A 26,175-nucleotide genomic window follows, 5' to 3' on the forward strand; every position below is an offset into this window, starting at 1 on the left:
TAGTCAGCCCGATTTGAACCCGAAATCCGGGAATGAATTCGGACCGTGGTCCGGTTACTCTGTCGTGAAGGCGCCGGACGGGCCGGCCCTCGAAGACAAGGAGACGTCATGACCGTTGCAGTAGCCACCGACCTGAGCGCAGGCACCTGGGCGATCGATCCGGTGCACTCGTCGATCAGCTTTTCGGTCCGCCACCTCGTGGTGAGCAAGGTCCGGGGCAAGTTCGACACGTTCAGCGGAGCCATCACGGTCGCAGAGGACGGCACCCCGTCGGTGACCGCCGAGATCGCCGTGGACTCCATCAACACCGGCAACGAGCAGCGCGACGCCCACCTCAAGTCCGCCGACTACTTCGGCGCCGACCAGTTCCCGGTCGCGACATTCAAATCCACCTCGGTCACCGCGAAGGGCGACAACTACGTCCTCGACGGTGAATTCACGCTCAAGGGCGTCACCAAGCCCGTCAGCCTGGATCTCGAATTCAACGGCGTCAACCCCGGCATGGGCCACGGCGCGGTCGCCGGCTTCGAGGCATCGGTTGTGCTCAACCGCAAGGATTTCGGCATCGACATCGACATGCCGCTGGAGACCGGTGGCGCCGTCGTCGGCGACAAGGTCACCATCACCCTCGAGATCGAGGCTCTCAAGCAGGCCTGAGCCGTCATTGTCACGCTGGAGTGGCGCCCGGCCTCGAGTGCCACTCCAGCGTGACATACGCGGCCTTGAGCGGCCTTGAGCGGCCTAGAGCCAGCCCAAAGCCTAGAGCCGAGCGGCCAACTCGGTGCCCTGGCGAATGGCCCGTTTGGCGTCGAGCTCGGCGGCCAGTGCGGCCCCGCCGATGACATGTGGTGAGATGCCTTGCCCGCGTAAGCCTTCTTCGAGATCGCGCACCGACTCCTGCCCGGCGCAGATCACGACGTTGTCGACGGGCAGCACTCGGGCGTCGACGCGATCGGGCCCGAAGCTGATGTGCAGACCGTCGTCGTCGATGCGTTCGTAGTTGACGCCGGAAAGCTGATGCACGCCTTTGGCTTTCAATGATGCGCGGTGCACCCAGCCGCTCGTCTTGCCAAGCTTGCGCCCCTGCGGACCTTTGGTGCGCTGCAGCAGGTACACCTCACGGACGGCCGGGGCGGGCAGTGGCGTCACGAGCGCGCCGCGGGCCTCTTGCGGATCGGCCGCACCCCACTCGGCTTTCCATTCCTTGAGGTTCAACGTGGGGGATTGATCGGTCGTCAGGAATTCGCTGACGTCGAAGCCGATTCCGCCGGCGCCGATGACGGCCACCGACCGGCCCACCGGAGCGCCCATGATGGCCTCGGCATAGGTCAGCACCTTCGGATGATCGATTCCGGGTATGTCGGGCATCCGCGGTGTGACGCCGGTGGCGAGCACCACGTCGTCGAATCCCGCAAGCTCATCGACGCCGGCGCGCACGCCGAGCCGCACGTCCACACCGTGCTTGCGCAGCATCGTGGTGTAGTAGCGGATCGTCTGGTCGAACTCTTCCTTGCCGGGAATCCTTCTCGCCAAATCGAATTGACCGCCGATGGTGGACCCGGCCTCGAACAACGTCACCCGGTGGCCACGTTGGGCGGCGCTCACCGCGGTGGCCAGCCCGGCGGGGCCGGCGCCGACGACGGCCACCGATCGGGCATGGCGCGTCGGACCCAAGACCAACGACGTCTCACGACCGGCCCGCGGGTTCAGCAGACACGAGACCTTCTTGTGCACGAAGGCATGATCCAGGCACGCCTGATTGCAGGCGATGCACGTGTTGATCTCGTCGGCATGGTCGGCGGCGGCCTTGCGAACCCAGTCCGGATCGCTCAGCAACGGCCGCGCCATCGAGATCAATTGCACGTGGGTATCGGCGAGGATCTGTTCGGCCGTCTGGGGCATGTTGATGCGGTTGGACGCCACCACCGGAACCTGGACGTGCTCGGCGAGCGCACTGCTGATGTCGACGAATGCGCTGTTGGGCACCGACGTGACGATCGTCGGCACCCGGGCCTCGTGCCAGCCGAACCCCGAGTTGATGATCGTCGTCCCGGCCGCCTCCACTTCGGTTGCCAGCGCCACGATTTCGTCCCACGTCTGGCCGTCCTCGACGTAGTCGGCCATCGACATGCGATAGCAGATGATGAAGTCGGTCCCGACGGCTTCCCGAACGCGGCGCACGATCTCGACGGGGAACCGGCGTCGATTGGCCGGTGAGCCGCCCCACTTGTCGGTGCGCTTGTTGGTGCGGGGAGCCAGGAACTGGTTGAGCAGATATCCTTCGCTGCCCATGATTTCGACGCCGTCGTACCCGGCTTCGCGGGCCAGCAGTGCGCACCTGACGAAGTCGTCTATGGTGCCGTCGACGTCACGCAGCGCGCGCGGCCGGAACGGATTGATCGGCGCGTTGATCGCCGACGCGCTCACCGAAAACGGATGGTAGGCATAACGTCCGGCGTGCAGGATCTGCAGCAGGATCTTGCCGTCCGCGTCGTGGACGGCGGACGTGATCTTGCGATGACGCCTGGCCTCGGTCGAGGAAACGAGCTGTGAGGCGAACGGCAGCAGCCAACCTGTCTTGTTGGGCGCGTACCCGCCGGTCACGATCAGGCCGACCCCGCCGCGGGCCCGCTCGGCGAAGTACTCCGCGAGCTTGCCGGTGTCGTGTGCCCGATCCTCCAGGCCGGTGTGCATCGAGCCCATCACCACCCGATTGCGCAGCGTGGTGAAGCCGAGATCCAACGGCGACAACAGGTTTGGATAGCTCATCGAGACTCCCTCAATGCGGCTGAAACTTCGGAAAGCCAGTCGATGGCGCTCTCCTCGGCCCGGATCCCGCCGCGTAGCACCAAGTACTGATGTAATGCGCTGCCGCTGAGCCCCGCCGGATCGGGGAACTGCCGCTTCTCGTATCCCCGGTAGGTGTCCAGCAGGGCAGCGCGTTCGGCGCGCAGCGCGTCGACTTGCGAACGCAATGCGTCGACGTCCCCGTAGGCGGCCGCACGTACTTTCACGGCCAGATCGCGCGTGCGGTTGTCGGCTACCGAACCGCCCCGGCCGCTCAGGGGTTCGGCGATCCAGCGCGCCAGTTCGGCCCGGCCGGCGTCGGACACCGTGTAGACCTTCTTGTCCGGGCGCCCGCGTTGAACGACGGGCGTGACGTGCACCCAGCCGTCGTTCTCCATGGCCCGCAGGGTGCGGTAGATCTGCTGGTGCGAGGCCGCCCAGAAGTAACCGATCGAACGATCGAACCGGTGGGCGAGTTCGTAACCCGAGCCGGCCTGTTCACAGAGCGACACCAGGATGGCGTGCGGCAGTGCCATGCCCGCAGAGTAGGCGGTACCGGAGGTCCTATGCAACAAGTTGCACTGCAGCCAAGTGCATAGCGTGTGGCTACTAGGCGAGGTGTATCTGCAACGTTTAGTATCAGTAACCACGCGCCACCCTTAACTGGGCGGCGCGTGAAGTTAGGGCACACTGAGACGCGCGTCCAAGTATGGGCAACGCATACTGTCGCGACGGACTCACGAGTCCTGACCCACACGTACCCGACCAGCAGCCCACTGGACAGGAGAGACATCAGTGACGTACGTCATTGCCGAACCCTGCGTCGACGTCAAAGACAAGGCATGCATCGAGGAATGCCCCGTCGACTGCATCTACGAGGGTGCACGCATGCTGTACATCCACCCCGACGAGTGCGTGGACTGCGGTGCATGTGAGCCGGTCTGCCCGGTCGAGGCCATCTACTACGAAGACGATGTGCCGGACCAGTGGAGCAGCTACGCGCAGAGCAACGCTGATTTCTTCTCCGAACTCGGCTCGCCGGGCGGCGCCTCCAAGGTCGGCCAGACGGACAACGATCCGCAGGCCATCAAGGACCTCCCGCCTCAGGGTGAGGACTGATCACGGTCGCGACTGACCTCGAGCCCGTGCGCCAGCGCCGTTCAGCGATACTGCCGGAGTTCCCGTGGGACACCCTGGCCGACGTCACCGCACTGGCACGCTCGCACCCGGACGGCATCGTCGACCTTTCGGTAGGCACTCCCGTCGACGATGTAGCCCCGGTCGTCCAGCGTGCCCTGGCCGCCGGGAGTGCCGCACCCGGCTATCCGACAACCGCGGGCACGCCGGCGCTGCGCGAGGCCATGGAGAAGGCCTTGCGGCGCCGCTACGGCATCACGGGGCTCGCGCCGGATGCCGTGCTGCCGGTGATCGGTACCAAGGAGCTCATCGCCTGGCTGCCGACCCTGCTCGGCCTCGGCCCGGACGATCTCGTCGTGGTGCCCGAGCTCGCCTACCCGACCTACGAGGTCGGTGCGCTTCTGGCCGGGACACAGATCCTGCGTGCCGACTCGCTGACGCAACTCGGCCCTCAAGTGCCTGCCCTGATCTATCTGAACTCGCCGAGCAATCCGACCGGCCGGGTGCTGGGTGTCGATCACCTGCGCAAAGTGGTGTCGTGGGCGCGGCAGCGCGGCGTGCTGGTCGCCTCGGACGAGTGCTATCTGGGGTTGAGCTGGGACGCCGACCCGCTCAGCGTGCTGCATCCGTCGGTCTGCGACGGGGACCATACCGGGCTGCTGGCCATTCACTCACTGTCGAAGACGTCCTCGCTGGCCGGCTACCGTGCCGGGTTCGTCGCGGGTGACCCGGCCGTGGTGGCCGAGCTGCTAGCGGTCCGTAAGCACGCCGGGATGATGGTCCCGACGCCGGTGCAGGTGGCCATGATCGCCGCCCTGGATGACGACGACCACGAAGTGGTGCAGCGCGAGCGGTACGCGCATCGCCGCGACGTGCTGTTGCCCGCCTTCCGTGCGGCCGGTTTCACCGTCGAGCACTCCGAGGCGGGGTTGTATCTGTGGGCCACGCGCGGCGAGCCGTGCCGTGACACCGTCAAGTGGCTGGCCGAGCGGGGCATCCTCGTGGCACCCGGCGAGTTCTACGGACCGGCCGGTGCGCAGTACGTGCGGGTTGCGCTGACGGCCACCGACGAGCGCGTCGCCGCCGCGGTGGAGCGCCTCACCTGACCCGCCGAGCAGACGCGAAAGCACCCTGGAAGGCGCTTTCCGGGGTACCGCGGCGTCTGCTCGCCGGCGAATTACGGCAGGAGCCCGAGCGACATCGCGGTCGTGACCGCCGCGGTGCGGTCGGAGACGTCGAGCTTGTTGAACGCGCGCAGCAGATGGGTCTTCACCGTGGCCTCGCTGATGTGGAGTTCGCGGCCGATGTCGGCGTTGGTCTTGCCCTTCGCCACCAACGCGAGCACCTCTACCTCGCGCGTCGACAACGACGCGGGCGCGCGCATGAGGCCGAACAGTCGGCTCGCGACCGACGGTGCCAGCACGGTCTTGCCTGCGGCGGCGTCGCGCACCGCGGCCGCCAACTGTGCGCGTGAGGCGTCTTTGAGCAGATAGCCTGCCGCGCCGGCCTCGACGGCGCGCAGGATGTCGGCGTCGGATTCGTATGTGGTGAGGACGACGACGCGAGTCGACGCCGAGGAGGCCAGGATGCGTTCGGTCGCAGCGACCCCGTCGACACCGGGCATCCGCAGATCCATGAGAACCACGTCCGGGCGCAGGGATTCGGCCATCGTGATCGCTTCGGCGCCCGAAGCCGCCTCGCCGATGACCTCGAGATCGTCCTCGGCGTCGATCATGCCGCGCAGCCCTTCCCGGACCACCGGATGATCGTCGACCAGTAGCACTGTGGTCGTCATGCCGGAACCTCGATGTCGATGCGCACGCCGGCATGCGATGACACATCCACCGTGCCGCCCGCCTGGCCGACGCGCGCGCGGATGCCCTGCAATCCGAAACCGTCCTGGTGGTCGTGGGGAAGCCCGATCCCGTTGTCCGACAACGTCAACCGCACCGAATCGGCCTCGGCACGCAGCGTCACCTCGACCGCGCTGGCGTGGGCGTGCTGACGGATGTTGGCCAGTGCCTCCTGTGCGGCCCGCAGCAGGACGACGTCGGTGGCCATGCCGAGCGCGGGCAGCTGCTCGTCGACGTGCACCGTCACCGGTATGCCGGTTTCGGCGGTCAGCCGCCGGCATTGCCTGCGGATCGCAGCGGGCAGCGAGTCGTCACCGAGGGCGGCCGGCGTGAGGTCGGCGACCATGATCCGGGCCTCGGCGAGGTTCTCGCGGGCCGTGGACTCGATGAGTTCGACGTGGTCGACGGCGGCGGCACGATCGGTTTCCAGCTCGACCTGCACGGCCTGTGCGAGCGCGACGATGCTGGTGAACCCTTGTGCGAGCGTGTCGTGGATCTCGCGGGACAGGCGCTCGCGTTCGGCGGCGGCGCCGGCCAGCCGGGACAACCGTGCGGATTCGGCACGGCTCGCGGCGAGTTCGGACACCACGTCCGCGAGCATCCTGCGCTGCTTCATCGAGGTCATGATCACCGTGCCGATGACCGGTGCGCTCACCACGCCGATGGCGGTGATCGCAATGGCCAGTGGGAGATTGGGGGAGCGGATGTCACCGAGCAGCGTCAGTGACAACGGGACCAGATTCACGACGGTGGTGACGGCGAGCGCGGCCGCGAGCGGCAGCGTCGCGAAGAACAGCGGGTACAGCGCGGGTATCGCGGCGACCGCAACGGGCGACGCCCACATCGCGAGCACCCACAACGCCACCACGACGACGATGAAGAGGACTGTGCGCCAAGTGGTCTCGTCGCTGCGGATGATCTGGTCGCCGACGGCCGCGATGATCACCAGGATCGCCGCCAGCGCAGCCACGGCCAGCACCACATGGCCACCGAACCGGCCCTGCAGCAAGACCACCGCGACCATGGCGACGACCAGCAGGCCCGCGACATAGGCCTTCCACAGCCAATGCCACTCGCTACCGCGGGCCTTCGGCGCCGTCATCCTGCCGATGCTAGCGCTCAGCTGTCCACCCAGTTGCCGTGAAAGCCGTGTGGCACTCGGACCGGGATGTGCACGGTGGCGACCGTCTGCAGCGTCTGCCCGTCGAGCAGAACCAGATCGCTGCGGTCCGAGGCGCGGTCGTAGACGAACCCCATCAGCACGCCGTCATTCTCGGCGGCATCAGGGCTTGACGGGACGAAAACGAACTCGCCCGGTTCGCGCCCCGGCCCGAACGACACGGGTTCGCTGGCGCCGGTGGCCAGGTCGTGGCGCAGAATCGTCTCGGGCGCAGTGATTCCCGGTGCCTGCGGGGCATAGCCGACGGCGTAGCCGAACCGATGCCGAAGACCGACGCGGCGTTCGTCGACGCGGGGGAACTCCTGGGCCGTGTCGTCGAGCCGCTCCTCGCGAACCGTGCCGGCCGTGAGGTCCACGGTCCACCGGTCGAGCGTGCGGGCATTGGTGAACTGTTCCTCGGGGGCGAACACCGACTCGTGGCGCACCACGTCGAGCACGATCCGCTCACCTTCCGGCCCGGATTCGTCATAGGAGTTCAGCGGGTGGAACACGTAGCAGGGATTCACCTCGAACCACCGGATGTCGGCTGCCGTACCGGCCCTGGGCAATACACCGACGCGGGCCTGCCGCTCGGGGGCCCAGCGGTACGGAAACGCGCCGAGCGCCGAGGTGCCACCGTTTTCGGAGCCCCGGATGACGGCGCGCACCACGAAATCGGGAGCGGCGTGGCGGGCGGCGAACCGGCTGAGCCACCGGGCAGCGGCCTTGGCCGGCCGGGTGGTCATCTGACCGGAGAAGTCAAGGGCCACCGGCAGGTCGTAGAGCACGACGTAGTGCTCGGTCAGCGAGAAGTCGTGCATCATCGTCTGCGCACGCAGCGGGATGTCGACGGCCCGGCGCACCTTGCCGTCCACATCGGTGACGGTGTACTGCACCAGGTTGCCGCGCATGGGGTGGTAGGACACCGCGTGCAGCTCACCGGTCTTCGGGTCGCGTTTGGGATGGGCGGTATAACCCGCCATCAACGTTCCGCAGAAGTCCGAACCCCCAACGGTTTCCAGCTCGTCGTCGAGTTCGTAGGGCCGGACACCGGCCTCGGTGAGGGCCAGCGTGCGACCCGCATGCCCGATGACGTTGGTGTTGGCCGCGAAGTCGAAACCGGCGCGCCGCGCTCCGCCGGGCCAACGCTCGCCGAGCGCGCGGGCCACGTCGGCCGAACGTACCCAGCGGTTGCGATACCACTGCGCCTTGCCGTCACGCAGCCGAAGCCCGTGCACCATCCCGTCACCGAGAAACAGGTGATAGCGCGCCGGGTCGGGATCGCCCACCGCATTGGGGCCGTTGCGAAGGTAACGCCCGTCGAGATAGTCGGGAATCGTGCCGGTGACGGCCAAGTCCAGGGCAGTCGTTTCCTGGTGGACCGGTGCGTAGTTACCGGCGAGATAGAGGTTCTCGGATTCTCGTGCCGACAGTGTCGTGGTCATGCGTTCATCGTCTGCGCCGCTGCGCGACGACCGCGACGACCTGGTGGCTGATCGTCGTGTCAGTCGAACGGTTGACAGGGTTCGGCGGGTCTCACGCCGTCGCCCGCAAGCTCAGCGAAAGTAGCAGCCGCACATCGGGATCGGTCAACGGCGTGCCCAACAGCTGCTCGAGGCGGCGGACCCGATAGCGGACGGTGTTGGGGTGAACGTGCAGCCACTGCGCGGCCGCGGCGATGTCGCCGAAACTGTCCAGATACGCGCGCAGGGTCTCGGCGAGCACGGGTTCGTCGGCTCGCAGCGCGCGCACCCGTGGATCGATCAGCCGGTCGTCGGCGGCGATCGCGGTGACGATTTCGTCGAGCAGCACGGTGGTGCGCGCCTCGGCCAGCGACGTGACCTGGCCGATCGCACCGGGGTGGCGTTCGGCGCTGTCCAGCACGCGGTCCACCTCGGCACGGGCGGCGGCCGCACCGGCGAGACCGGTCACGGGTGCGGCGATGACGGCGTGCACTTCGAGTCCGAGCTCGGTGCGTAGCGCGGCGACGGTCCCGCGGATCCACGAGGTCACCGCGGCCGGTTTTCCGGTGCTGGGGAACAGTACGTAGACCCGCGTGCGAACCGATGCCACCTGGGCGTCGTGACGAAAAGCGCTGGCGCTCAACGAGAGTACGTCGGCCAGGCGGGCGCTCGCCGAACCGCCGTCGAAGCCGATCAGCGCCGCCCGGCCGTCGACGGGAATGCCGAGTTCACGGGCGACGAACCCGATGTCGACGGGATCGTCATCATCTCGCAGCCCGAGCAACTCCTGCACCCGGAGCGCGTGAGTCGACGGGGTGGCGGCCAACCGGGCCATGATGCGTGCGGCGAGCACGGCCGCGCCGCGCAGGACGTCGTCGGCGTCCTCGGCCAGCGGGCGGCTGCCCTGCTGAACCCAGATCGTGCCGGCGAACGCCGGTGCTCGGCGCTCGTCGGCGGCCGGCTGGAAGATGCCGATCGCCAACCGCGGCCGCAACCCCAACTCGGGCCGCTCCGCGACACGCACGACCTCGGGCTTGGCGCGCAGCGCGTCGAAGATGCCCCACTGGGCTATCCACGCGAGGTGTTCCGACGGGCCAGCCCGGCCCAGGATCGACAGTCGCCGTAGTTCGTCGGCCTCGTCGTTGGATGCCGAATACGCCAGCACGTGCGACTGCGCGTCTTCGATGCTCACCATGCCGTGCGTGCGGTCGGCGATCGACTGGGCCAGCCCGAACAGGTCGGTTCCGGAATCGTGCAGCGCGCGGTCACCGTGATGGTCGAAGACGTGGTTGACGAGCCGGTAGAGGCGCTCCCAGCGCGCCCGCGGGTCCACGGCAACCACCGCCGTGCCCGCGGCCGCCGCGCGGGCAACCACGGCCGGTGACGGCTCTTTGATGAAGATCGCCGCCGGCGCTCGCCGCGCGGTCTGATGGTCGACCCAATTCAGCGCGTCGTTCTCCGGAATGCCGAGCAGGAAGAACAGATCGGCCGATCCTGCGGCGGGCGCCAGGCCGAGCCGCACGTCGTCGGAGTCGATGAGCGCCGCCGACGCCACCGCCAGATCGAGCCCGCGCGGGGCCTGCACGAGCTGGACCAGCGTGGCATCCAGCGCCAACAGCAGTTGGCCGAGGCTGACACCGGTGGCCCGCATGTTGTCCAATTCTACCGACGGACATCGATACTGTTGTCCGATCGAACAAGAGTTACCTGGATCACGTCGGGGATTCTTAGGGTATGGATGCCATCACCGACGTGCCTTTGCCGGCGAACGAGCCGGTCCACAACTACGCCCCGGGCTCGGGTGAGCGCACCCGGCTCACCGCGGCCCTGTCCGAACTCCAAGATGCACCGATCGACCTGCCGCACGTCATCGGCGGTGACCACCGGATGGGCGGCGGCGCTCGCATCGACGTCGTCCAGCCCCACCGTCATTCGGCTCGCCTCGGCACCTTGACCAACGCCGAGCACGCCGACGCGTCGGCGGCCATCGATGCCGCGCTCGCCGCCAAGCACGAGTGGGCCGCGCTACCCTTCGATGAGCGTGCCGCGGTGTTCCTGCGCGCCGCCGATCTCCTGTCGGGCCCGTGGCGGGAGAAGATCGCCGCGGCCACGATGCTCGGGCAGTCCAAAACCGCTTACCAGGCCGAGATCGACGCGCCATGCGAGCTGATCGACTTCTGGCGTTTCAACGTCGCATTCGCCCGTCAGATCCTGGCCCAGCAGCCGATCAGCAGCCCAGGCGTCTGGAACCGCACCGACCACCGGCCGCTGGAGGGTTTCGTCTACGCGATCACGCCGTTCAACTTCACCGCGATCGCCGGCAACCTGCCCACCGCACCCGCGCTCATGGGCAACACCGTCGTGTGGAAGCCGTCTCCCACCCAGACCTTCGCGGCCTACCTGACCATGCAGCTGCTGGAGGCCGCGGGACTGCCACCCGGTGTGATCAACCTGCTCACCGGCGACGGGATCGCGGTTTCCGAAGTTGCCCTTGCCGATCCGCGCCTCACCGGCATCCACTTCACCGGTTCGACCGCGACGTTCCAGCGCCTGTGGCGCGAGGTCGGTGCCAACATCGACCGCTACCACACCTATCCGCGGCTCGTGGGGGAGACCGGTGGCAAGGACTTCGTGCTGGCCCACGCGTCGGCGCAGCCGGATGTGTTGCGTACGGCGCTGATCCGCGGCGCGTTCGACTACCAGGGCCAGAAGTGCTCAGCAGCCTCACGCGCGTTCATCCCGCGGTCGGTGTGGCACGAGATGGGCGACGACTTCCTCTCGGCCACATCGGAACTGACGTACGGCGATGTCACCGACCTGACCAACTACGGCGGCGCGGTGATCGACGAGCGGGCGTTCGCCAAGAACGTCAAGGCAATCGAGCGGGCGAAGAGCGCGGCCGGGGTCACAATCGCGGCAGGCGGCGAATATGACGACAGCGAAGGATATTTCGTACGACCTACCGTGCTGTTGTCCGACGATCCCACCGACGACGCGTTCTGCACCGAATACTTCGGACCCATCCTGGCCGTCCATGTCTATCCCGACTCCGACTACGACAAGATTCTCGACGTCGTCGACACCGGGGCACGCTACGGGCTCACCGGCGCGGTGATCGCCGACGACCGCCACGCCGTCCTGCAGGCGCAGGATCGGTTGCGTTATGCCGCAGGCAATTTCTACATCAACGACAAGCCCACCGGTGCCGTCGTCGGCCAACAGCCGTTCGGTGGCTCGCGGGCATCCGGCACCAACGACAAAGCGGGCTCGGCACTCAACCTGTTGCGCTGGACCTCGGCGCGGTCGATCAAGGAGACCTTCGTGCCGCCGACCAACCACACCTACCCCCACATGGAGGCCTGAGATGGGCGTCTTCGATCGCGTCGCGCGACCGGCGATCTTGGCTGCGTCCCGCTCGCGGCGCCTGCGCCGGACCGCCGAACGGCTGCCGGTGACGCGTAAGGTGGTGGACCGGTTCGTCGCCGGCGAGACCATCCCCGATGCTCTCGACGCCGTTGCGGTGCTGCGTGGTTCGGGACGCCTCGTCACGATCGACTACCTCGGCGAGGACACCACGAGCAGCGAGGATGCCGAGCAGACGGTCCGTGCCTACCTGGCGTTGCTCGACGGACTGCAGCGGCGGGCCGAAACCGTGACGCCGGTCCGCCCGCTGGAGGTGTCGCTCAAGCTGTCGGCGCTCGGTCAGGCACTGCCGCGCGACGGCGAGAAGATCGCGCTGGAGAATGCGCACACCATCTGCGCCAAGGCGCGCGACGTCGGCGCGTGGGTGACCGTCGACGCCGAGGATCACTCCACGACCGATTCCACACTGTCGATCGTGCGGGACCTGCGTACCGAGTTCGACTGGCTGGGAACCGTTCTGCAGGCCTATCTCAAGCGCACACAGGCAGATTGCGAGGAGTTCGCCGCCGCGGGTGCCCGCATTCGCCTGTGCAAGGGCGCCTACGACGAGCCCGCCTCGGTGGCTTACCGCGACGGCGACGAGGTCACCGACTCCTACCTGCGGTGCCTGAAGACGCTCATGGGCGGCCGCGGTTATCCGATGGTGGCCTCGCACGATCCGGTGATCATCGACGCAGTGCCAGGCCTGGCCCGCGAGTTCGGCCGTGGGGTGGACGATTTCGAATACCAGATGCTCTACAACATCCGCGATGCCGAGCAGCGGCGGTTGGCCGATGCGGGCAACCACGTACGGGTGTATGTGCCGTTCGGGTACGAGTGGTACGGCTACTTCGTGCGCCGGCTCGCCGAACGCCCGGCCAACCTCACGTTCTTCCTGCGTGCGTTGGCCGAGCGCGGCTGAAAGGGTCTGCCCCCGAACACGATCCGCGTGCGCTCGTCAGCTCCGGTGAAGTAAGAACATCGCCCACGCCGCGATACTCTGCGCGTCGGTGATACCGCCGTCGCGAATCATGCGCTCGACCTCGGCCCGGGTGAACCACTCGCTGTGCATGTCCTGCTCTTCATGTTCGCGTTCGTGTTCGCCTTCGGTGAGGCCCGTCGCCAGGAACACCCAACCCCGCTGGCTGCTCATACCCGGCGCGACGTCGAGTTGGCCGAGCCGCACCACACTGGCCGCACGCAGCCCCGTCTCCTCGCGAAGCTCACGCTCAGCCAGTTCGGCCGGTTCGAGGTGCTGCTGTTCGGGTGCGGTGCCCTGCGGGAACTCCCAGCGCCGCAGTCCCAGCGGATACCGGAACTGCTCGACAAGGTGAAATCGGTCACCATCACACGGAATCACGAGTGCACAGGTCGGTTTGTCCACCACCGCGTAGACCCCGGTGCTGCCGTCGGGGCGCACGATGTCGTCCTCACGCAGCGTCAACCAGTTGTTCCGGTACACCTCACGCGTAGAGACCTGCCGGATTACTCCCATCGTTCCATTATCCCGGCGGAGTAGCCTCACATGCGTGTTGCTGGCCTCCTTGAACCCCGCGGCAATCGCTGCCGGCGCCGATATCGGCGATGCGATCCGCATCGACGGTGCGGTGCTGAGCCGCAGCGATATCGTCGGCGCCGCCACGTCGGTCGCCGAACGGGTTGCCGCCGCCCGACGGGTCGCCGTCCTGGCGACACCGAGCGCGACCACCGTGCTGGCGATCACCGGATGCTTGATCGCCGGTGTGCCCGTCGTGCCGGTACCCGCCGACGTGGGAGCGACCGAACGGCGTCACATCCTGACGGACTCGGGCGCCCAAGCCTGGCTGGGGGAGCGGCCCGAGGAAACAGAAGGGCTGCCGCACATTCCGGTCCGGCTGCACGCACGGTCCTGGCACCGCTATCAGGAGCCGGCGCCGGATGCGACTGCGATCATCATGTACACCTCGGGCACCACCGGACCGCCCAAAGGGGTGCCCATCAGCCGGCGGGCGATCGCCGCGGACATCGACGCGCTGGCCACGGCCTGGCAGTGGACGGCCGACGACACCTTGGTGCACGGGCTGCCCCTCTTCCACGTCCACGGTCTGGTGCTGGGGCTGCTCGGCTCACTGCGGATCGGAAACCGCTTCATACACACCGGAAAACCCTCACCCGCCGCCTATGCCGAGGCGCAGGGCTCGCTGTATTTCGGTGTGCCGACCGTCTGGTCGCGTGTGGTCAACGACCTCGACGCGGCGCTGGCCCTGTCCTCGGCACGTCTGCTCGTGTCGGGCAGCGCGCCGCTGCCGGTGCCGGTGTTCGAGCAATTGACCAAGCTCACCGGCAAGCCTCCGGTGGAACGCTATGGCAGCACCGAGTCGCTCATCACCTTGAGCACGTTCGTCGACGGTGAGCGCAGGCCGGGTTGGGTCGGACTGCCGGTGGCCGGCGTCCAGACGCGCCTGGTCGACGACGACGGAGCTCCGGTGCCACACGACGGGGAAACCATTGGGCGGCTGCAGATCAAGGGGCCGATGGTGTTCGACGGCTACCTCAATCGGCCCGACGCCACCGACGAGGCATTCGACGTCGACGGGTGGTACCGCACGGGCGATGTCGCGGTGATCGACGGGGACGGCATGCACCGCATCGTCGGCCGGGAGTCGGTCGATCTGATCAAATCCGGTGGTTACCGCATCGGAGCCGGGGAGATCGAAACGGTGCTGCTCGGCCATCCCGGTGTCACCGAGGCCGCTGTCGTCGGCGTGGCCGACGATGATCTCGGCCAGCGCATCGTCGCGTTCGTCGTCGGCGATGCCGAACCGGCCGCCCTGATCGACTATGTCGCACAGCAACTTTCAGTGCACAAGCGGCCGCGTGAAGTGCGGCTCGTGGACGCCTTGCCCCGCAATGCGATGGGCAAGGTGCTGAAAAAGGAGCTCGCGCAATGGGGTTGAGGTTCTCCGAGATCTGCATCGATGCTCGCGACCCCGAGGCACTGGGCGCCTGGTGGGCACAGGCGCTCGGCTGGCCGAAGCACACCGACTCCGACGGTGACGTGGTGCTGACCCCGCCGCCAGGTGGCGGGCCCATTTGGCTGTTTCTCGCGGTACCGGACGACAAGGTGGTCAAGAACCGCCTGCACCTCGACTTCACGCCGGACGATCAGCAGGCCGAGGTGGACCGGCTGATCGGCCTCGGTGCCCGGCATGTCGACATCGGCCAGGGCGAACAGACCTGGGTGGTGCTGGCCGACCCCGAGGGCAACGAGTTCTGTGTGCTGGCCGCCGACTGATCGGGGGTCTGGAGATCCCTGGCCGGCGGCCTGGTGCGCGGTGACAATGGGCTGATGGATCAGGGACAGCTGGCCGACTTCCTGCGCACCCGGCGCGAAGCGCTCACTCCCGAGGACGTGGGGTTGCCCGCGGGCCCGCGCCGGCGAACCGCCGGGTTGCGCCGTGAAGAGGTCTCGGCACTCGCGCTCATCTCGACGGACTACTACTGCCGCATGGAGCAGCGGCGGGCTCCGCAGCCGTCGACGGAGGTGTTGGCCTCCTTGGCGCGGGCGCTGCGGTTGTCACTCGACGAACGTGATCACCTGTTCCGCCTGGCCGGGCACAACGCCCCGGCCCGGATTCCCACCGGTGAGCATGTCAGCCCGGCCACGATGCGGATTCTTGATCGCTTGCAGGACACACCGGCTCAGGTGATGTCGGCGTTGGGCGAGACGTTGGTGCAGACACCCCCAGCGCGCGCTCTGCTGGGTGAAGAAACCACCTACCAAGGCTTCGCGCGCAGCGTGGTGTACCGGTGGTTCACCGACGAGGCGTCCCGCGAGCTGTATCCGGTCGAGGATCGCGCCGCCATCGGGCTGTCGTATGCCGCCGGCGCGAGGATGGCGTATGCGCGCGACGGGGCCGGATCGCGGGCCGCCCAGATCGTCGACGATCTGTTGAGTCGCAGCGCCGAGTTCGCCGAACTGTGGAAGCGCCACGACGTCGGACATGCTCCCGAACTGACCAAACGCATCGTGCATCCCAAACTCGGTGTGCTCGAGGTGCAGTGCCAGATCCTCCACGATGCCGTGCACATGCACACGCAGTTGGTGTTCACGGCCGAGCCCGGGACGCCCAGCCACGCCAAACTCACCGCGTTGGGTGCCGACCCGCAGTCCTACCTGCGCGATCTGCACGCCGAATCGCGGGTGAGCCAGTGAGGTTCACCCGTCGAATCGGTGGTGGCCGATGACCGTCGAGAGTTTCAGCTTGGTATGGCTTTCCGAGCCCGGCACGGTCAGATAGATCACGACGCGCCGGTTGCGGTCGGTGTCGAACAACACCTCGCGCTGCAGTTGGATCACACCGAGTGCGGGATGAACGATACGACACTGCCGGTTGATCCGGACCGCGTCCACGAGTCGTTCACGCCGCCAGATCTCGGCGAATTCGTCGCTGCGGCGCAACAGGAGCTTCACGAGATCTGAGGCCGGGCAGGTGTTTTCACGGTCCATCAGACTCCGGCGTAGATCGGCCACGATCTCGTCACCGATCGTCGAGTGCTCGGTCACCCCGTGGCGCAGCCGTTCGCCGGCGTCGGTGAACCACCGGTAGTAACCACTTCGCGACCACCCGCTGAAACCGGTCAACTCGCCGAAAAGCACCTTCGCCGAGGGTGTCTGGTGCAGAACCTCGCCCACCGCGTCGACGACCATCGCCGGTGTGTCGGCCAATCGGCCGAGTACATGCATGACACCGGGGTCCACATGCGCCGTGCCCAGAACCTCTCCGGCAAGGTCGTAGCCCGCCGCACTGAACAATCGGTCGCGGTCGGCTCGGTTGAATCGGAGGCCGCGCGCGATGCTCGCCAGCATGGCCGGCGACGGGCGCGGACCACAGGGCCGTTCCAGCCTGCCGTAATAGGCGGACGACACCGAACACAGTGCGGCGACCTCGTCGCGACGCAAACCAGGCGTGCGTCGGCGCCTGCCGCGCGGGAGACCGACGTCTTCTGGCTGCAATACTCGCCGGCGCGCACGCAACAGATCGGCCACGTCGGCGAGATCGCCATCAGCGGATGTCACGACTCGATGGTCGATGAGGCCACGTTCCCGCGGAAGGGCCCGGCCATCGGGGGATCGGCGATCAGTGGATAACCCGCCCCTGAATGTGTGCCCAGGACACTGGCAGCTTGGAATCACAGAGCTGACAACGCACCGAGGAGAACTGTGATGCCGCGCAATGCAGAAGTGGACGTGCCGGACCTGAGCGGCAAACTGGCCGTGATCACCGGTGGTAGCGACGGCATCGGTTTCGGGCTCGCAGGGCGGTTGGCGGCGGCCGGTGCCGAGGTCATTCTGCCGGTGCGCAACACCGACAAGGGTCGTGACGCCGTCGCCCGTATCGGTGCCGCGGTGCCCAACGCCCGGGTCGGCATCCGGCGGCTGGATCTGTCGTCGTTGCAGTCGGTCGCTGACCTTGCCGGTGAGCTTGTCGACGAGGGCCGACCGGTGCACCTGCTGATCAACAACGCCGGCGTGATGAGCCCGCCGAATCGGCAAACCACCGCCGACGGTTTCGAACTGCAGTGGGGGACCAACCATCTCGGGCACTTTGCGCTCACCGCGCGCCTGCTGCCCGTGCTGAGGGCGGGCCGGGCGCGGGTGACGACGCAGTCGAGTGTCGCCGCGGAACGGAACGCCATCAATTGGGACGATCTGAACTTCGAGAAGTCCTACTCGGAGGGCAAGGCCTACAGCCAGTCCAAGATCGCCAACCTGATGTTCGGCCTCGAGCTCGACCGCCGCAGCGTGCGCGCCGGGTGGGGCATCACCAGCAATGTCTCACACCCCGGCGTGACGCCGACCAACCTGCTGGCCGCCCAACCGCAGATGGGTCGCAGCCGCGACACGCTTCAGGTCCGCGTGGTCCGGCTGATGGCCCGGCTCGGGTTGGTCAACAAATCCGTCGCCGAGGGCATGCTGCCTGCCCTGTATGCCGCCACCAGCCCGCACGCGCAGGGCGGCAAGTTCTACGGCCCGAGCGGGTTTCGGCATCTGGCGGGCCCACCTGCCGAGCAGGACGTCTACAAGCCCGCCCGCGATGCTGCGGAGGCCGCCCGCCTGTGGGACGTGTCCGAACGGCTCGCCGGCGTCGACTTCGCCGTGCGATAGGGATCGTCAGCGCGCGAAGCAGTCGTCTTCGCCGCCGGCCGGAAGGGCGGCGTTCTCGGTCGAAAAGTGCGCTACCACACCGTTTTTCTCCACGGCCACGCTGTCGGCGTGCACGCCGAGCGGGAAGTTGTCGGTCTGGCTCGCCAGGAAGTCGTCGAGCATCGGCTGCAAGTCGCTGATCGCGCCCATCCCCGGCCCGGTCGCGTCGACGATCTGCAACGCGAGACCGCCTTTCGCACTGACCTCCGGTTTCACGGTCACGCTGGCCAGCACGCTGTTGAGCTCGAGGGTGCCGTCGTCGGGATTGCTCGTCACATCGGTGACCAACTGACCGAGCACCGGGATCGCCGATTGGATCGACTCTTTGATGCCGTCGGCCGGCCAGGTCACGTCGGCGTCCAACGAGCCCATCGTCCCGGCGCTACCCGGACCGTCTTCGAGCCGCAGATTCCGGATGGCGATGTCGAACCGCATGCCCTTGGCCTCGCGGATCTGCTTCCCGGCGGTCTGGATGTCGATGACGGTGTAGTCCCCGGTGAAGTGCTGCCACAGGAACGGCGGCATCGACGCGAGTTGCACCGTGGACGTATCGCCCATCAGGCACTGCAGCGTCGCGGCGACGATGCTCTTGGCGCGGTCGCGCGCATACCACTCGGCCGCCCCGAGACCGGCCACGACCAGGACCAGGACGACGGCAGCGCTCACCAGGATCTTGAGCCCGCGGCGCTTGGGCGGTGCCGGTGGCTCGGGCGACGGCAGGGCGCTACGCGCGAACTGGATGGTGGCGTCGTCGAACGGCGAAGGCGCGCTGCCGGGTCGGTTCCACGGTTGATCGCCCCTCGGCGGGTATGTCACCCGCCCGATTCTGCCTCACCGGCCATGAGTCAGTTCGCGTGCAGGGCCTCGTTGAGGGTGATGCCGGTGCCGTCGCGCTTGACGACCTCGACCGCACCCGAAAGCGAGTTGCGGCGGAACAGCAGGTTGCTTGCGCCCGACAGGTCCTTGGCCTTCGTCGTCTGACCGTCGGCGGTGGTCACCTTGGTTCCGCCGGTCACGTAGAGGCCGGCTTCGACGACGCAGTCGTCGCCGAGCGAGATACCGAGACCCGCGTTGGCGCCGAGCAGGCAGCGCTTGCCCACCGAGATGACCTCGGTCCCGCCGCCGGACAACGTGCCCATGATCGACGCGCCGCCGCCGATGTCGGAGCCGTCATCCACCACGACACCGGCCGAGATACGGCCCTCGACCATCGACGTGCCCAGGGTTCCGGCGTTGAAGTTCACGAATCCCTCGTGCATGACCGTGGTGCCCGAGGCCAGGTGCGCGCCCAGCCGAACCCGGTCGGCGTCGGCGATGCGCACGCCCGTCGGCGTCACGTAGTCGACCATGCGGGGGAACTTGTCGATCCCGTACACCGCGACCGCGCCGCGACGCCGCAGCCGGGCGCGAGTGGTCTCGAACCCGTCGACCGCGCACGGACCGAAGTTCGTCCACACCACGTTGGCCAGCACCCCGAAGATGCCGTCCATGTTGGCGCCGTGCGGCGCGATGAGGCGGTGTGACAGGAGGTGCAGCCGCAGGTAGGCGTCATGGGTGTCGGCCGGCTTGTCGTCGAGGTCGGCGATCGTCGTACGTACCGCCACGACCTCGACATTGCGATCCTCGTCCTTACCGGTGAGGCCGGCGAACTCGGCGGGGATGTCGTTGCCGCTGAGCCGGACCGTTCCGGCCGGAGCGTCCGCGCTCAGCTCGGGGGCGGGAAACCAGGTGTCCAGGACGGTTCCGTCGGCGGCGATGGTGGCCAGGCCGACGCCAGATGCTGCAGTCACGGAGCTACACGGTACTGGACTAGCCTCGGTGTCCATGGGGCTAGACCTGCGCGCCGATCCGATCGCACTGACCGCGGCGCTTGTCGACATCCCCAGCGAGTCGCGACACGAACAGCGCATCGCCGACGAGATCGAGGCGGCGCTGCGCGCGCAGGCCCCGGCGTTCGAGGTGATCCGCAACGGCGACGCCGTGCTGGCCCGCACGAATCTGGGCCGGTCGTCGCGCGTGATGCTGGCCGGTCACATCGACACGGTGCCCGCGGCCGACAACCTGCCGAGCCGTGTCGTCGACGGGGAGATGTATGGCTGCGGCACATCGGACATGAAGTCCGGTGATGCGGTGTTCCTGCATCTCGCGGCCACGATCGCCGAGCCGTCGCACGACATCACGCTCGTGATGTACGACTGCGAGGAGATCGAATCGAGCGCCAACGGTCTCGGCCGCATCGAGCGCGAGCTACCCGACTGGCTCGTCGCCGACGTCGCGATCCTGGGTGAGCCGTCCGGCGGCTACATCGAGGCGGGCTGCCAGGGCACCATCCGGGTCGTCGTCCGGGCCGCCGGGACGCGGGCACACTCAGCGCGATCGTGGCTCGGCGACAACGCGATCCACAAACTCGGTGCGGTTCTCGACCGGTTGTCGGCCTACCAGGCGCGTTCGGTCGACATCGACGGGTGCGTGTACCGCGAGGGCCTCTCGGCGGTCCGTATCGACGGCGGCATCGCCGGCAACGTCATCCCCGACGCCGCGGCCGTCACGGTGAACTTCCGGTTCGCACCGGACCGCAGCGTCGACCAGGCCGTGGCTCACGTGCACGAGGTGTTCGACGGGCTCGATGTGACCATCGAACTCACCGACGCCGCGGCAGGAGCGCTACCGGGGCTGTCGAAGCCCGCCGCGGCCGCGCTGATCGCTGCCGCAGGCGGCCAGGTGCGTGCCAAATACGGCTGGACCGACGTCGCGCGTTTCGCCGCCCTGGGGATCCCGGCGGTCAACTACGGGCCCGGCGACCCCAACCTCGCGCACCGCGTCGACGAGCGCGTGCCGGTCGCGGCGATCACCGCCGCGACCGGCACGCTGCGCGGCTATCTGACGAGCTGACCGGGCTACCGTTGAACAGGTGAGCAGCGTTCGCGTCGACAGCTGGATCTGGGCCGTGCGGATCACCAAGACCCGCTCCGCGGCCGCAGCGGCCTGCCGGGGTGGGCATGTTCGCGTCAACGACGTCGCGGCCAAGCCGGCACAGCACGTCAGCCCCGGTGACGAGGTGCGGGTCCGGTTGGACGGCCGCGAACGGATCGTCGAGGTGGTGCGGCCGATCGCCAAACGAGTCGGAGCGGCGATCGCCGCCGAATGCCTGATCGACCGCAGCCCGCCACCCCCGCCCAAGGAGATACTGGCCGCCGTACCGGTGCGCGACCGGGGCGCCGGCCGGCCCACGAAACGCGAACGGCGAGAACTGAATCGGTTGCGCGGCTATTCGTGACCGGATAATCGGTTGCACCCGTGGCTATCATGGGTGATTGCAACTGCTGTCGACCGAGGTGGGCCGAAAACATGCTGGGAGACGACGAGATCTCCGGGTAATACCCGCGAGCCGATTCTGTCGTCCTGTCCTCACTGCGGCCGTATGCCGCAGACTCTTTGGAGTTCCAGCATGTCTATTGTCTGTTCGAATCTGTCGTTTTCGTGGCCCGATGACACCGAGTTGTTCTCGGAGCTGTCGTTCACCGTCGGCCCTGGCCGCACCGGACTCGTCGCACCCAACGGCGCCGGAAAGAGCACGCTGCTCAAGTTGATTGCCGGCGAGCTCAAACCGACGGCCGGTTCGGTGACCGTGAACGGCACCGTCGGCTACCTGCCGCAGACCTTGCCTTTCGTCGCTGACCTCACGGTGTCTGCCGTGCTCGGCGTGGCGCCGGTGCTCGATGCGCTCGCGGCGCTGGCCGCCGGTGACGCGAGCGAGGAGATCTTCACGATCATCGGCGATGATTGGGACATCGAGGAGCGGTCACGTGCCCAGTTGGATCGGCTCGGCCTCGAAAAGCTCGAGCTCGACCGGACGTTGGGAACGCTGTCCGGTGGGGAGGTGGTGTCGTTGGGTCTTGCGGCGCAACTGCTGAAGCGGCCCGATGTGCTGCTGCTCGACGAGCCGACCAACAACCTGGATCTGGATGCGCGGCAACGTCTTTACGCAGCACTCGACGACTATGCCGGGTGTCTGCTGCTGGTCAGTCACGACCGCGTGCTGCTGGACCGGATGGATCAGATCGCCGAGCTGTATCGCGGTGAAATCATCTTCTACGGCGGGAATTTCACTGCGTACCAGGAGATCGTGGAGGCCGGTCAGCGGGTGGCCGAGAGCAACATTCGCAACGCCGAACAGCAGCTCAAGCGCGAGAAGCGCCAGATGCAGGAGGCGCGCGAGCGGGCGGCGCGGCGGGCGAGCAATGCCGCGCGAAACATCAAGGACGCCGGGTTGCCGAAAATCATTGCGGGCAAGCTCAAACGCGATGCGCAGGAGTCGGCGGGACGGGCCGACGACGTGCATTCGCGGCGGGTGGACGATGCGCGGTCGCGGCTCGACGACGCCGAACGCGCGTTGCGCGATGACAAGGTCATCGTGCTCGACCTGCCCGACACCGTCGTGCCCGCCGGCCGGACCTTGTTCGTGGGCGAAGGTTTGCAGATCGCCCGTGGCGGGCGGAAGTTGTTCGCCGACACGGGAATCGACGTCTCCGTACGTGGCCCGGAGCGGATCGCGCTGACCGGCGCCAACGGTGCCGGGAAGTCGACGCTACTGCGGATCATCGACGGGCAACTCGAGCCCGATGCCGGGACGGTGCAGCGCGCCGACGGGCGAATCGCCTACCTGTCGCAACGGTTGGATCTGCTCGATCCGGAGCGGACGGTCGCCGAGAGTCTGGCTGCCGCGGCCCCGAGCCTGTCGCACACCCGCAGGATGCATCTGTTGGCGCAGTTCCTCTTCCGGGGCGATCGCATCCACCTGCCGGTCAAGGTGCTGTCCGGCGGCGAGCGGCTGCGGGCGACGCTGGCCTGCGTGCTCTACGCCGAGCCGGCGCCACAGCTGCTGCTGCTCGACGAACCGACCAACAACCTCGACCTGGTCAGTGTCGGGCAGCTGGAATCGGCGCTCAACGCTTATCGAGGCGCGTTCATCGTCGTCAGCCACGACGACCGATTCCTGGACACGATCGGCATCGACCGTTCGTGGCGCCTCGAGGGCGGCGAGTTGACGGTTACAGGTTGACCGGGTTGATGCCAGGGCGCTCCTGACCCACCGGGGCGTGGTCCATGCGCTGCATCTCCTCACGCTCGCCCTGCAGTTCGCGCATGCGCTCTTCGCTCATGATGCCCGACTGCACGGGAGCCTTCTCACCGGTCTCCGGGGCTCCGGCCCCGGCCGGTGCCGCTCCTTCCGGTGCTTCGCCCGCTTGGGCCGCACCGGCATTGGCGCCCTGCGCGGCCGCCGCCGCGGCGCCGCCGCCCGCTCCGGCGGCGCCTTGCGTGGCGGTCTGCACAATGCCCTGAACACCCTGGAACACCTGCTGCGGCATCTGGCCGAGAGCCTGGGCCATACCCTGCAGCGGCTGGGTGACGCCTTGCATCATCTGGCCGGCAATCTGGCCGAACTGGCCCATCATCTGGCCGGCGGACTGGGCGCCGCCGTCCTGACCACCTGCGCCCGGCGCGCCTCCGGCCGCACTCGGCGCACCGGCGGCGCCCTCCATCTGCTGGGCCTGCGCCTTGAGCTTGTCGGCCGAGGCCATGTCACCACGCTCATAGGCCTGGGCAGCCTGCCGGAGCAGATCGGAGATCTTGGCGGACGCGGACTGCGTCGCACCCATGGCGCTGCCACGCGCCGATTGCGCTGCGTCGAACGCGGTCTGCATCGGGTGGCCGATCGTGCCGTGGCTGTTCAGGACCGTGGAGACGCCCGGGGCGCTGTTGATGAAGTTGCCGACGTCAGTGCTGAGATCGGTCAGCTGCTGCTGCCAGGTGTTCATGGCGCCGGTGTTGGCGACGAACTGGTTCATCGAAGCCCCTTGTCATGCGTCGAGCTCATGCGGTCTAGCTAAGGATTTTACGGTCGGTACGGGTGGGTGCCGTGCGGAAGTTCCTGCGTTATTCGGGCGGTAGCTGGCCGGGTGGCAGATCCACGACGCTCTGCAGGAGAAAGCAGTCTCCGGTGATGTTGAGCGTGGCGAACTTGGATTGGCCGAGGTTGAATTCGTAGCCGTTGCCCTGTATGTCGAAGTCGCGCTTGGCCTGCTCGTTGAACAGCGATGATTCCCCGGTCGCACCGTATTGGGCGGCTTCTTCGCGAACGACGTCGTTCGCAACGGCGAACTCTTCGGTGCTGAACGTCCTGCCGAATTTGACGGAGTCGGACATCGGACGTTTTGCGATATCGCCGGTGAGTTTCTCGCACGGTAGTCCGCTCGCCTTCACCTGCTGGACGTTGGGGTCGTCGCTGAACTTCCACGTCTGGCCGGGGACAGCGGCAACGATGCGTTCGGCGATGACTTTCGCGGTGGCGTTGAGGCGCTCGCGGGCCTGCTCGTATGAGCCCTTCTCGCGCATGCTGTCGATGAGCTTGACCGCTTCCTCACCCTTGACGGTCTTGGACTCGTATGGATTCTCGGTCATGGAACAGCCGCCTATCACCATGGATGTGGACACCAGAAAAGTCAGCGCGATCGCGTGACGCCGCGCTGATCGAGCCCGCCGCCGGCTCACCATGTGAGGCGTCCTTCCGGCGGTGTTGCCTTCACGGTGAGATCCGGGCGGTCGAGCAGGATTGCCGCCAGGTTGTAGCCAGTCATTCGATCTCCTGCGTTTTGGGGATACTCCGAGTGTCCGGACGCTCCGGTCTTGGATTCATAGTCCGCGATAGGTGTGTTGCCGGCATCGGTTTCCAGGTGCTCGAACCGATACCGAAGGTGTCCGTCGCCTTCTCGGATGATGTCGTTCGGGTCCGACCCCCACCCGTGCAGCGGCGCGAGTGCCCCGATCGTATTGATCGGGTCGTCTGGCGCGGACATCACGAAGAAGTTGTCGTCGGTCATCCCGAGTTCTGCCGGGGTGTCGGCCTGGAAGCCGGGGGAACCGTACAGGACAGCGTTGTCGAGGTACTGGCTGGCGCCTTCCTTCATGGCGATGCCCGACGTCAACGAGCCGTAGGAGTGTCCGAACAGGGCGGTGGTCTGGCCCGGGTTCCGGGAGGCGGCGTCGAGGTCGTGCAGGAACGAGGTGAGTTTCGGTGCCCCTGCCTGAGCGAGATCATCGTTGAGTACCGATGACTGGCCGAGGTTGAGCGGGGGTTGGTAGCCGACCCACGACACGGTCGCGATGTTCGTGCTCTCGCCCTCGCGTTCGGCGATCTCGATCGCTTCGTTGCGAAGCGCGGCGGCTTCACCCGTCATCCCCGCAACAGCGTCGCGGGTCGTGCTCCCCACCCCGGGAACGGTCACCGACACGTGGTCGGCCTTGAACGGGTCACCGACGGACGTGGCCGCGGGAATCATCTGCGAGGGATCAGCGGGCTTCTCCAGGTAGACGAGATGCGAGCCGTCAACCTTGAGGGCTTCCTCGATGGCGGCGATGTCGGCGAGCCGATCGGTCTTGACCTGCCCGTCGGGAAGCTGCTCGTATTCCTGCCGCATCTGATCCAGCAGTGCCCGGTTGGCGTTGTCGACGGCTTCGATGTCGCCCGACGACATATCGGTCTTGGTTTCGTCTCCTTCGCCGTCCCGCTCCTCTTCATCGGTGAGCATGTCGGCGTCACCGGGTTTCTTGTCCCCATCCGGCCCGAATTTCTGTTCGGTGAGCGTGTCGTACTCGCCCTTGAGTTTGTCGACGTTGCCTTTGATGGTCGTCATGTCGTCGGTCGCCGATTTGACGATGTTGTCGACCTTGGTGATGCCTTCTTTGGCGATGGGCACCAACTTGTTCTCACGGTCTTGGGCTGACGTGGCGGGCAGCGAGTCGACCATGCTCTCGACCCAGCTTTTGGCGGTGTCGAGGTTGGTCCGTCCGACATTAACGACGTCGGCGGCCTTTTTGACCTCGCCGGCCATCTTTTTGTCGAGCTCGGCGAGCTTCTCGTACACCGCGGCGTGTTCTTTGTTGGCCGCGGCGTAGGCCTGGGATCCGGAGCCTTGCCAGCGGTCATCGGGTGCGGCGGCTTCGACGCTGGCCTTCATCTGCATGAGGCGTGAGCTGCCGTCGAACTGGGAGCCGTCGTCGGGAGTGCCTTGCCCAAAGGTCTCACGGGCCTTGTTCCACGTCGAGTAGAACCCGTCAAGCGCACCCACACTGCCACCTCCACAGTCTGTGCGATCCAACCAAGCTTATGGCCGGGTGGCGAACGCT

Annotated in this window: 25 protein-coding genes; 12 read left to right on the forward strand and 13 right to left on the reverse strand. The window is 67.2% G+C overall.

Translation table 11 applies throughout. The features are described from left to right. The first annotated feature begins 108 nt into the window (after positions 1-108). Positions 109-657, forward strand: a complete 549-nt coding sequence (locus AWC31_RS20125) for a YceI family protein (RefSeq protein WP_067850752.1) — start codon at positions 109-111, stop codon at positions 655-657. A gap of 102 nt (positions 658-759) precedes the next feature. Here AWC31_RS20125 and AWC31_RS20130 read toward each other — a convergent pair whose 3' ends face one another. Both AWC31_RS20130 and AWC31_RS20135 read right to left on the reverse strand, forming a co-directional pair. Beyond that, positions 760-2,769 carry an NADPH-dependent 2,4-dienoyl-CoA reductase gene (locus AWC31_RS20130; RefSeq protein ID WP_085145809.1) on the reverse strand — a complete coding sequence of 670 codons (2,010 nt, stop codon included), beginning with the start codon at positions 2,767-2,769 and terminating at the stop codon, positions 760-762. Further along, positions 2,766-3,323, reverse strand: coding sequence for a PadR family transcriptional regulator (locus AWC31_RS20135; RefSeq protein ID WP_067850756.1), 558 nt, complete (start codon positions 3,321-3,323; stop codon positions 2,766-2,768). The genes AWC31_RS20130 and AWC31_RS20135 overlap by 4 nt, the downstream gene beginning before the upstream one ends. Positions 3,324-3,582: 259 nt before the next feature. Here AWC31_RS20135 and fdxA point away from each other — a divergent pair, with 259 nt between their 5' ends. Next, the gene (fdxA, locus tag AWC31_RS20140) at positions 3,583-3,906 is read left to right on the forward strand and encodes a ferredoxin (protein WP_067850758.1); all 324 of its coding nucleotides are present in this window, start codon (positions 3,583-3,585) and stop codon (positions 3,904-3,906) included. A gap of 26 nt (positions 3,907-3,932) precedes the next feature. After that, the gene (gene dapC / locus AWC31_RS20145; RefSeq protein ID WP_085145810.1) at positions 3,933-5,030 is read left to right on the forward strand and encodes a succinyldiaminopimelate transaminase; all 1,098 of its coding nucleotides are present in this window, start codon (positions 3,933-3,935) and stop codon (positions 5,028-5,030) included. Between the two features lie 71 nt (positions 5,031-5,101). Here the strand turns inward: dapC and AWC31_RS20150 are convergent, their stop codons facing one another. The 4 genes from AWC31_RS20150 to AWC31_RS20165 all read right to left on the reverse strand — a co-directional run bounded on the left by AWC31_RS20150 (position 5,102) and on the right by AWC31_RS20165 (position 10,050). Next, positions 5,102-5,719: a response regulator gene (locus AWC31_RS20150; RefSeq protein WP_085145811.1), complete on the reverse strand. Its 618-nt coding sequence runs from the start codon at positions 5,717-5,719 to the stop codon at positions 5,102-5,104. Then, on the reverse strand, positions 5,716-6,879 hold the full coding sequence (locus AWC31_RS20155; RefSeq protein ID WP_067850764.1) for a sensor histidine kinase: 1,164 nt from the start codon (positions 6,877-6,879) through the stop codon (positions 5,716-5,718). Before AWC31_RS20155 ends, AWC31_RS20150 begins: the two co-directional genes overlap by 4 nt. A gap of 17 nt (positions 6,880-6,896) precedes the next feature. Next, positions 6,897-8,381 carry a carotenoid oxygenase family protein gene (locus AWC31_RS20160; protein ID WP_085145812.1) on the reverse strand — a complete coding sequence of 495 codons (1,485 nt, stop codon included), beginning with the start codon at positions 8,379-8,381 and terminating at the stop codon, positions 6,897-6,899. Positions 8,382-8,472: 91 nt separating this feature from the next. Continuing rightward, a complete protein-coding gene (locus AWC31_RS20165; RefSeq protein WP_067850768.1) occupies positions 8,473-10,050 on the reverse strand; it encodes a PucR family transcriptional regulator in 1,578 nt (525 codons plus the stop codon). Between the two features lie 83 nt (positions 10,051-10,133). Here AWC31_RS20165 and pruA point away from each other — a divergent pair, with 83 nt between their 5' ends. After that, the gene (gene pruA / locus AWC31_RS20170; RefSeq protein WP_085145813.1) at positions 10,134-11,762 is read left to right on the forward strand and encodes an L-glutamate gamma-semialdehyde dehydrogenase; all 1,629 of its coding nucleotides are present in this window, start codon (positions 10,134-10,136) and stop codon (positions 11,760-11,762) included. Between the two features lies 1 nt (position 11,763). Continuing rightward, positions 11,764-12,723 (forward strand): proline dehydrogenase family protein, encoded by a 960-nt coding sequence (locus tag AWC31_RS20175; RefSeq protein WP_085145814.1) that lies wholly within the window; start codon positions 11,764-11,766, stop codon positions 12,721-12,723. Between the two features lie 36 nt (positions 12,724-12,759). Here AWC31_RS20175 and AWC31_RS20180 read toward each other — a convergent pair whose 3' ends face one another. After that, a complete protein-coding gene (locus AWC31_RS20180; RefSeq protein WP_067850775.1) occupies positions 12,760-13,296 on the reverse strand; it encodes an NUDIX domain-containing protein in 537 nt (178 codons plus the stop codon). A 34-nt stretch (positions 13,297-13,330) separates the two neighbouring features. On the opposite strand from AWC31_RS20180, the gene AWC31_RS20185 reads away from it, so the two are divergent. Genes AWC31_RS20185 through AWC31_RS20195 form a run of 3 tightly spaced genes read left to right on the forward strand, consistent with a single transcriptional unit; the run spans position 13,331 to position 15,996 of the window. Then, positions 13,331-14,737 (forward strand): acyl-CoA synthetase, encoded by a 1,407-nt coding sequence (locus tag AWC31_RS20185; RefSeq protein WP_085145815.1) that lies wholly within the window; start codon positions 13,331-13,333, stop codon positions 14,735-14,737. Further along, a complete protein-coding gene (locus AWC31_RS20190) occupies positions 14,728-15,075 on the forward strand; it encodes a VOC family protein (protein ID WP_085145816.1) in 348 nt (115 codons plus the stop codon). The genes AWC31_RS20185 and AWC31_RS20190 overlap by 10 nt, the downstream gene beginning before the upstream one ends. A gap of 54 nt (positions 15,076-15,129) precedes the next feature. Further along, positions 15,130-15,996 carry a helix-turn-helix transcriptional regulator gene (locus AWC31_RS20195; protein ID WP_085145953.1) on the forward strand — a complete coding sequence of 289 codons (867 nt, stop codon included), beginning with the start codon at positions 15,130-15,132 and terminating at the stop codon, positions 15,994-15,996. Between the two features lie 3 nt (positions 15,997-15,999). Here the strand turns inward: AWC31_RS20195 and AWC31_RS20200 are convergent, their stop codons facing one another. Then, positions 16,000-16,860, reverse strand: a complete 861-nt coding sequence (locus AWC31_RS20200; protein WP_165766006.1) for a helix-turn-helix transcriptional regulator — start codon at positions 16,858-16,860, stop codon at positions 16,000-16,002. A 147-nt stretch (positions 16,861-17,007) separates the two neighbouring features. Here AWC31_RS20200 and AWC31_RS20205 point away from each other — a divergent pair, with 147 nt between their 5' ends. After that, a complete protein-coding gene (locus AWC31_RS20205; protein WP_085145817.1) occupies positions 17,008-17,949 on the forward strand; it encodes an SDR family oxidoreductase in 942 nt (313 codons plus the stop codon). A 6-nt stretch (positions 17,950-17,955) separates the two neighbouring features. On the opposite strand, the gene AWC31_RS20210 is transcribed toward AWC31_RS20205, so the two are convergent. Both AWC31_RS20210 and dapD read right to left on the reverse strand, forming a co-directional pair. Beyond that, positions 17,956-18,804, reverse strand: a complete 849-nt coding sequence (locus AWC31_RS20210) for an LmeA family phospholipid-binding protein (protein ID WP_165766007.1) — start codon at positions 18,802-18,804, stop codon at positions 17,956-17,958. Positions 18,805-18,833: 29 nt separating this feature from the next. Further along, complete coding sequence (gene dapD / locus AWC31_RS20215; protein WP_085145819.1) at positions 18,834-19,778, reverse strand: 2,3,4,5-tetrahydropyridine-2,6-dicarboxylate N-succinyltransferase; 945 nt, start codon at positions 19,776-19,778, stop codon at positions 18,834-18,836. Positions 19,779-19,812: 34 nt separating this feature from the next. Between dapD and dapE the strand changes: the two genes are divergently transcribed. The 3 genes from dapE to AWC31_RS20230 all read left to right on the forward strand — a co-directional run bounded on the left by dapE (position 19,813) and on the right by AWC31_RS20230 (position 23,050). Then, on the forward strand, positions 19,813-20,880 hold the full coding sequence (dapE, locus tag AWC31_RS20220) for a succinyl-diaminopimelate desuccinylase (RefSeq protein ID WP_085145820.1): 1,068 nt from the start codon (positions 19,813-19,815) through the stop codon (positions 20,878-20,880). 19 nt (positions 20,881-20,899) lie between these two features. Next, positions 20,900-21,265: an Hsp15 family ribosome-associated heat shock protein gene (locus AWC31_RS20225; RefSeq protein ID WP_067850790.1), complete on the forward strand. Its 366-nt coding sequence runs from the start codon at positions 20,900-20,902 to the stop codon at positions 21,263-21,265. Positions 21,266-21,436: 171 nt separating this feature from the next. Further along, positions 21,437-23,050: an ABC-F family ATP-binding cassette domain-containing protein gene (locus tag AWC31_RS20230; RefSeq protein ID WP_085145821.1), complete on the forward strand. Its 1,614-nt coding sequence runs from the start codon at positions 21,437-21,439 to the stop codon at positions 23,048-23,050. Here AWC31_RS20230 and AWC31_RS20235 read toward each other — a convergent pair. The 3 genes from AWC31_RS20235 to AWC31_RS20245 all read right to left on the reverse strand — a co-directional run bounded on the left by AWC31_RS20235 (position 23,040) and on the right by AWC31_RS20245 (position 26,117). Further along, positions 23,040-23,837 (reverse strand): ESX-1 secretion-associated protein, encoded by a 798-nt coding sequence (locus AWC31_RS20235; protein WP_085145822.1) that lies wholly within the window; start codon positions 23,835-23,837, stop codon positions 23,040-23,042. The genes AWC31_RS20230 and AWC31_RS20235 overlap by 11 nt on opposite strands. 88 nt (positions 23,838-23,925) lie before the next feature. Next, positions 23,926-24,543 (reverse strand): LppA family lipoprotein, encoded by a 618-nt coding sequence (locus tag AWC31_RS20240; RefSeq protein WP_067850797.1) that lies wholly within the window; start codon positions 24,541-24,543, stop codon positions 23,926-23,928. Next, on the reverse strand, positions 24,537-26,117 hold the full coding sequence (locus tag AWC31_RS20245; RefSeq protein WP_234816928.1) for an alpha/beta hydrolase: 1,581 nt from the start codon (positions 26,115-26,117) through the stop codon (positions 24,537-24,539). The genes AWC31_RS20240 and AWC31_RS20245 overlap by 7 nt, the downstream gene beginning before the upstream one ends. Positions 26,118-26,175 lie beyond the last annotated feature (58 nt).

The sequence above is a fragment of the Mycolicibacterium wolinskyi genome, assembly GCF_002101965.1.
In the GTDB taxonomy this organism is placed as follows: domain Bacteria; phylum Actinomycetota; class Actinomycetes; order Mycobacteriales; family Mycobacteriaceae; genus Mycobacterium; species Mycobacterium wolinskyi.

What these genes read in the sequence shown, in the direction of transcription:
- AWC31_RS20240 (WP_067850797.1), bottom strand. Translation starts at nt 24,543, where the DNA reads ATGGTGAGCCGGCGGCGGGCTCGATCAGCGCGGCGTCACGCGATCGCG.
- AWC31_RS20130 (WP_085145809.1), bottom strand. Translation starts at nt 2,769, where the DNA reads ATGAGCTATCCAAACCTGTTGTCGCCGTTGGATCTCGGCTTCACCACG.
- AWC31_RS20180 (WP_067850775.1), bottom strand. Translation starts at nt 13,296, where the DNA reads ATGGGAGTAATCCGGCAGGTCTCTACGCGTGAGGTGTACCGGAACAAC.
- AWC31_RS20235 (WP_085145822.1), bottom strand. Translation starts at nt 23,837, where the DNA reads ATGAACCAGTTCGTCGCCAACACCGGCGCCATGAACACCTGGCAGCAG.
- AWC31_RS20230 (WP_085145821.1), top strand. Translation starts at nt 21,437, where the DNA reads ATGTCTATTGTCTGTTCGAATCTGTCGTTTTCGTGGCCCGATGACACC.
- pruA (WP_085145813.1), top strand. Translation starts at nt 10,134, where the DNA reads ATGGATGCCATCACCGACGTGCCTTTGCCGGCGAACGAGCCGGTCCAC.
- AWC31_RS20190 (WP_085145816.1), top strand. Translation starts at nt 14,728, where the DNA reads ATGGGGTTGAGGTTCTCCGAGATCTGCATCGATGCTCGCGACCCCGAG.
- AWC31_RS20175 (WP_085145814.1), top strand. Translation starts at nt 11,764, where the DNA reads ATGGGCGTCTTCGATCGCGTCGCGCGACCGGCGATCTTGGCTGCGTCC.
- AWC31_RS20205 (WP_085145817.1), top strand. Translation starts at nt 17,008, where the DNA reads ATGCCGCGCAATGCAGAAGTGGACGTGCCGGACCTGAGCGGCAAACTG.
- AWC31_RS20195 (WP_085145953.1), top strand. Translation starts at nt 15,130, where the DNA reads ATGGATCAGGGACAGCTGGCCGACTTCCTGCGCACCCGGCGCGAAGCG.
- AWC31_RS20155 (WP_067850764.1), bottom strand. Translation starts at nt 6,879, where the DNA reads ATGACGGCGCCGAAGGCCCGCGGTAGCGAGTGGCATTGGCTGTGGAAG.
- AWC31_RS20165 (WP_067850768.1), bottom strand. Translation starts at nt 10,050, where the DNA reads ATGCGGGCCACCGGTGTCAGCCTCGGCCAACTGCTGTTGGCGCTGGAT.
- AWC31_RS20125 (WP_067850752.1), top strand. Translation starts at nt 109, where the DNA reads ATGACCGTTGCAGTAGCCACCGACCTGAGCGCAGGCACCTGGGCGATC.
- dapE (WP_085145820.1), top strand. Translation starts at nt 19,813, where the DNA reads ATGGGGCTAGACCTGCGCGCCGATCCGATCGCACTGACCGCGGCGCTT.
- AWC31_RS20135 (WP_067850756.1), bottom strand. Translation starts at nt 3,323, where the DNA reads ATGGCACTGCCGCACGCCATCCTGGTGTCGCTCTGTGAACAGGCCGGC.
- AWC31_RS20160 (WP_085145812.1), bottom strand. Translation starts at nt 8,381, where the DNA reads ATGACCACGACACTGTCGGCACGAGAATCCGAGAACCTCTATCTCGCC.
- AWC31_RS20150 (WP_085145811.1), bottom strand. Translation starts at nt 5,719, where the DNA reads ATGACGACCACAGTGCTACTGGTCGACGATCATCCGGTGGTCCGGGAA.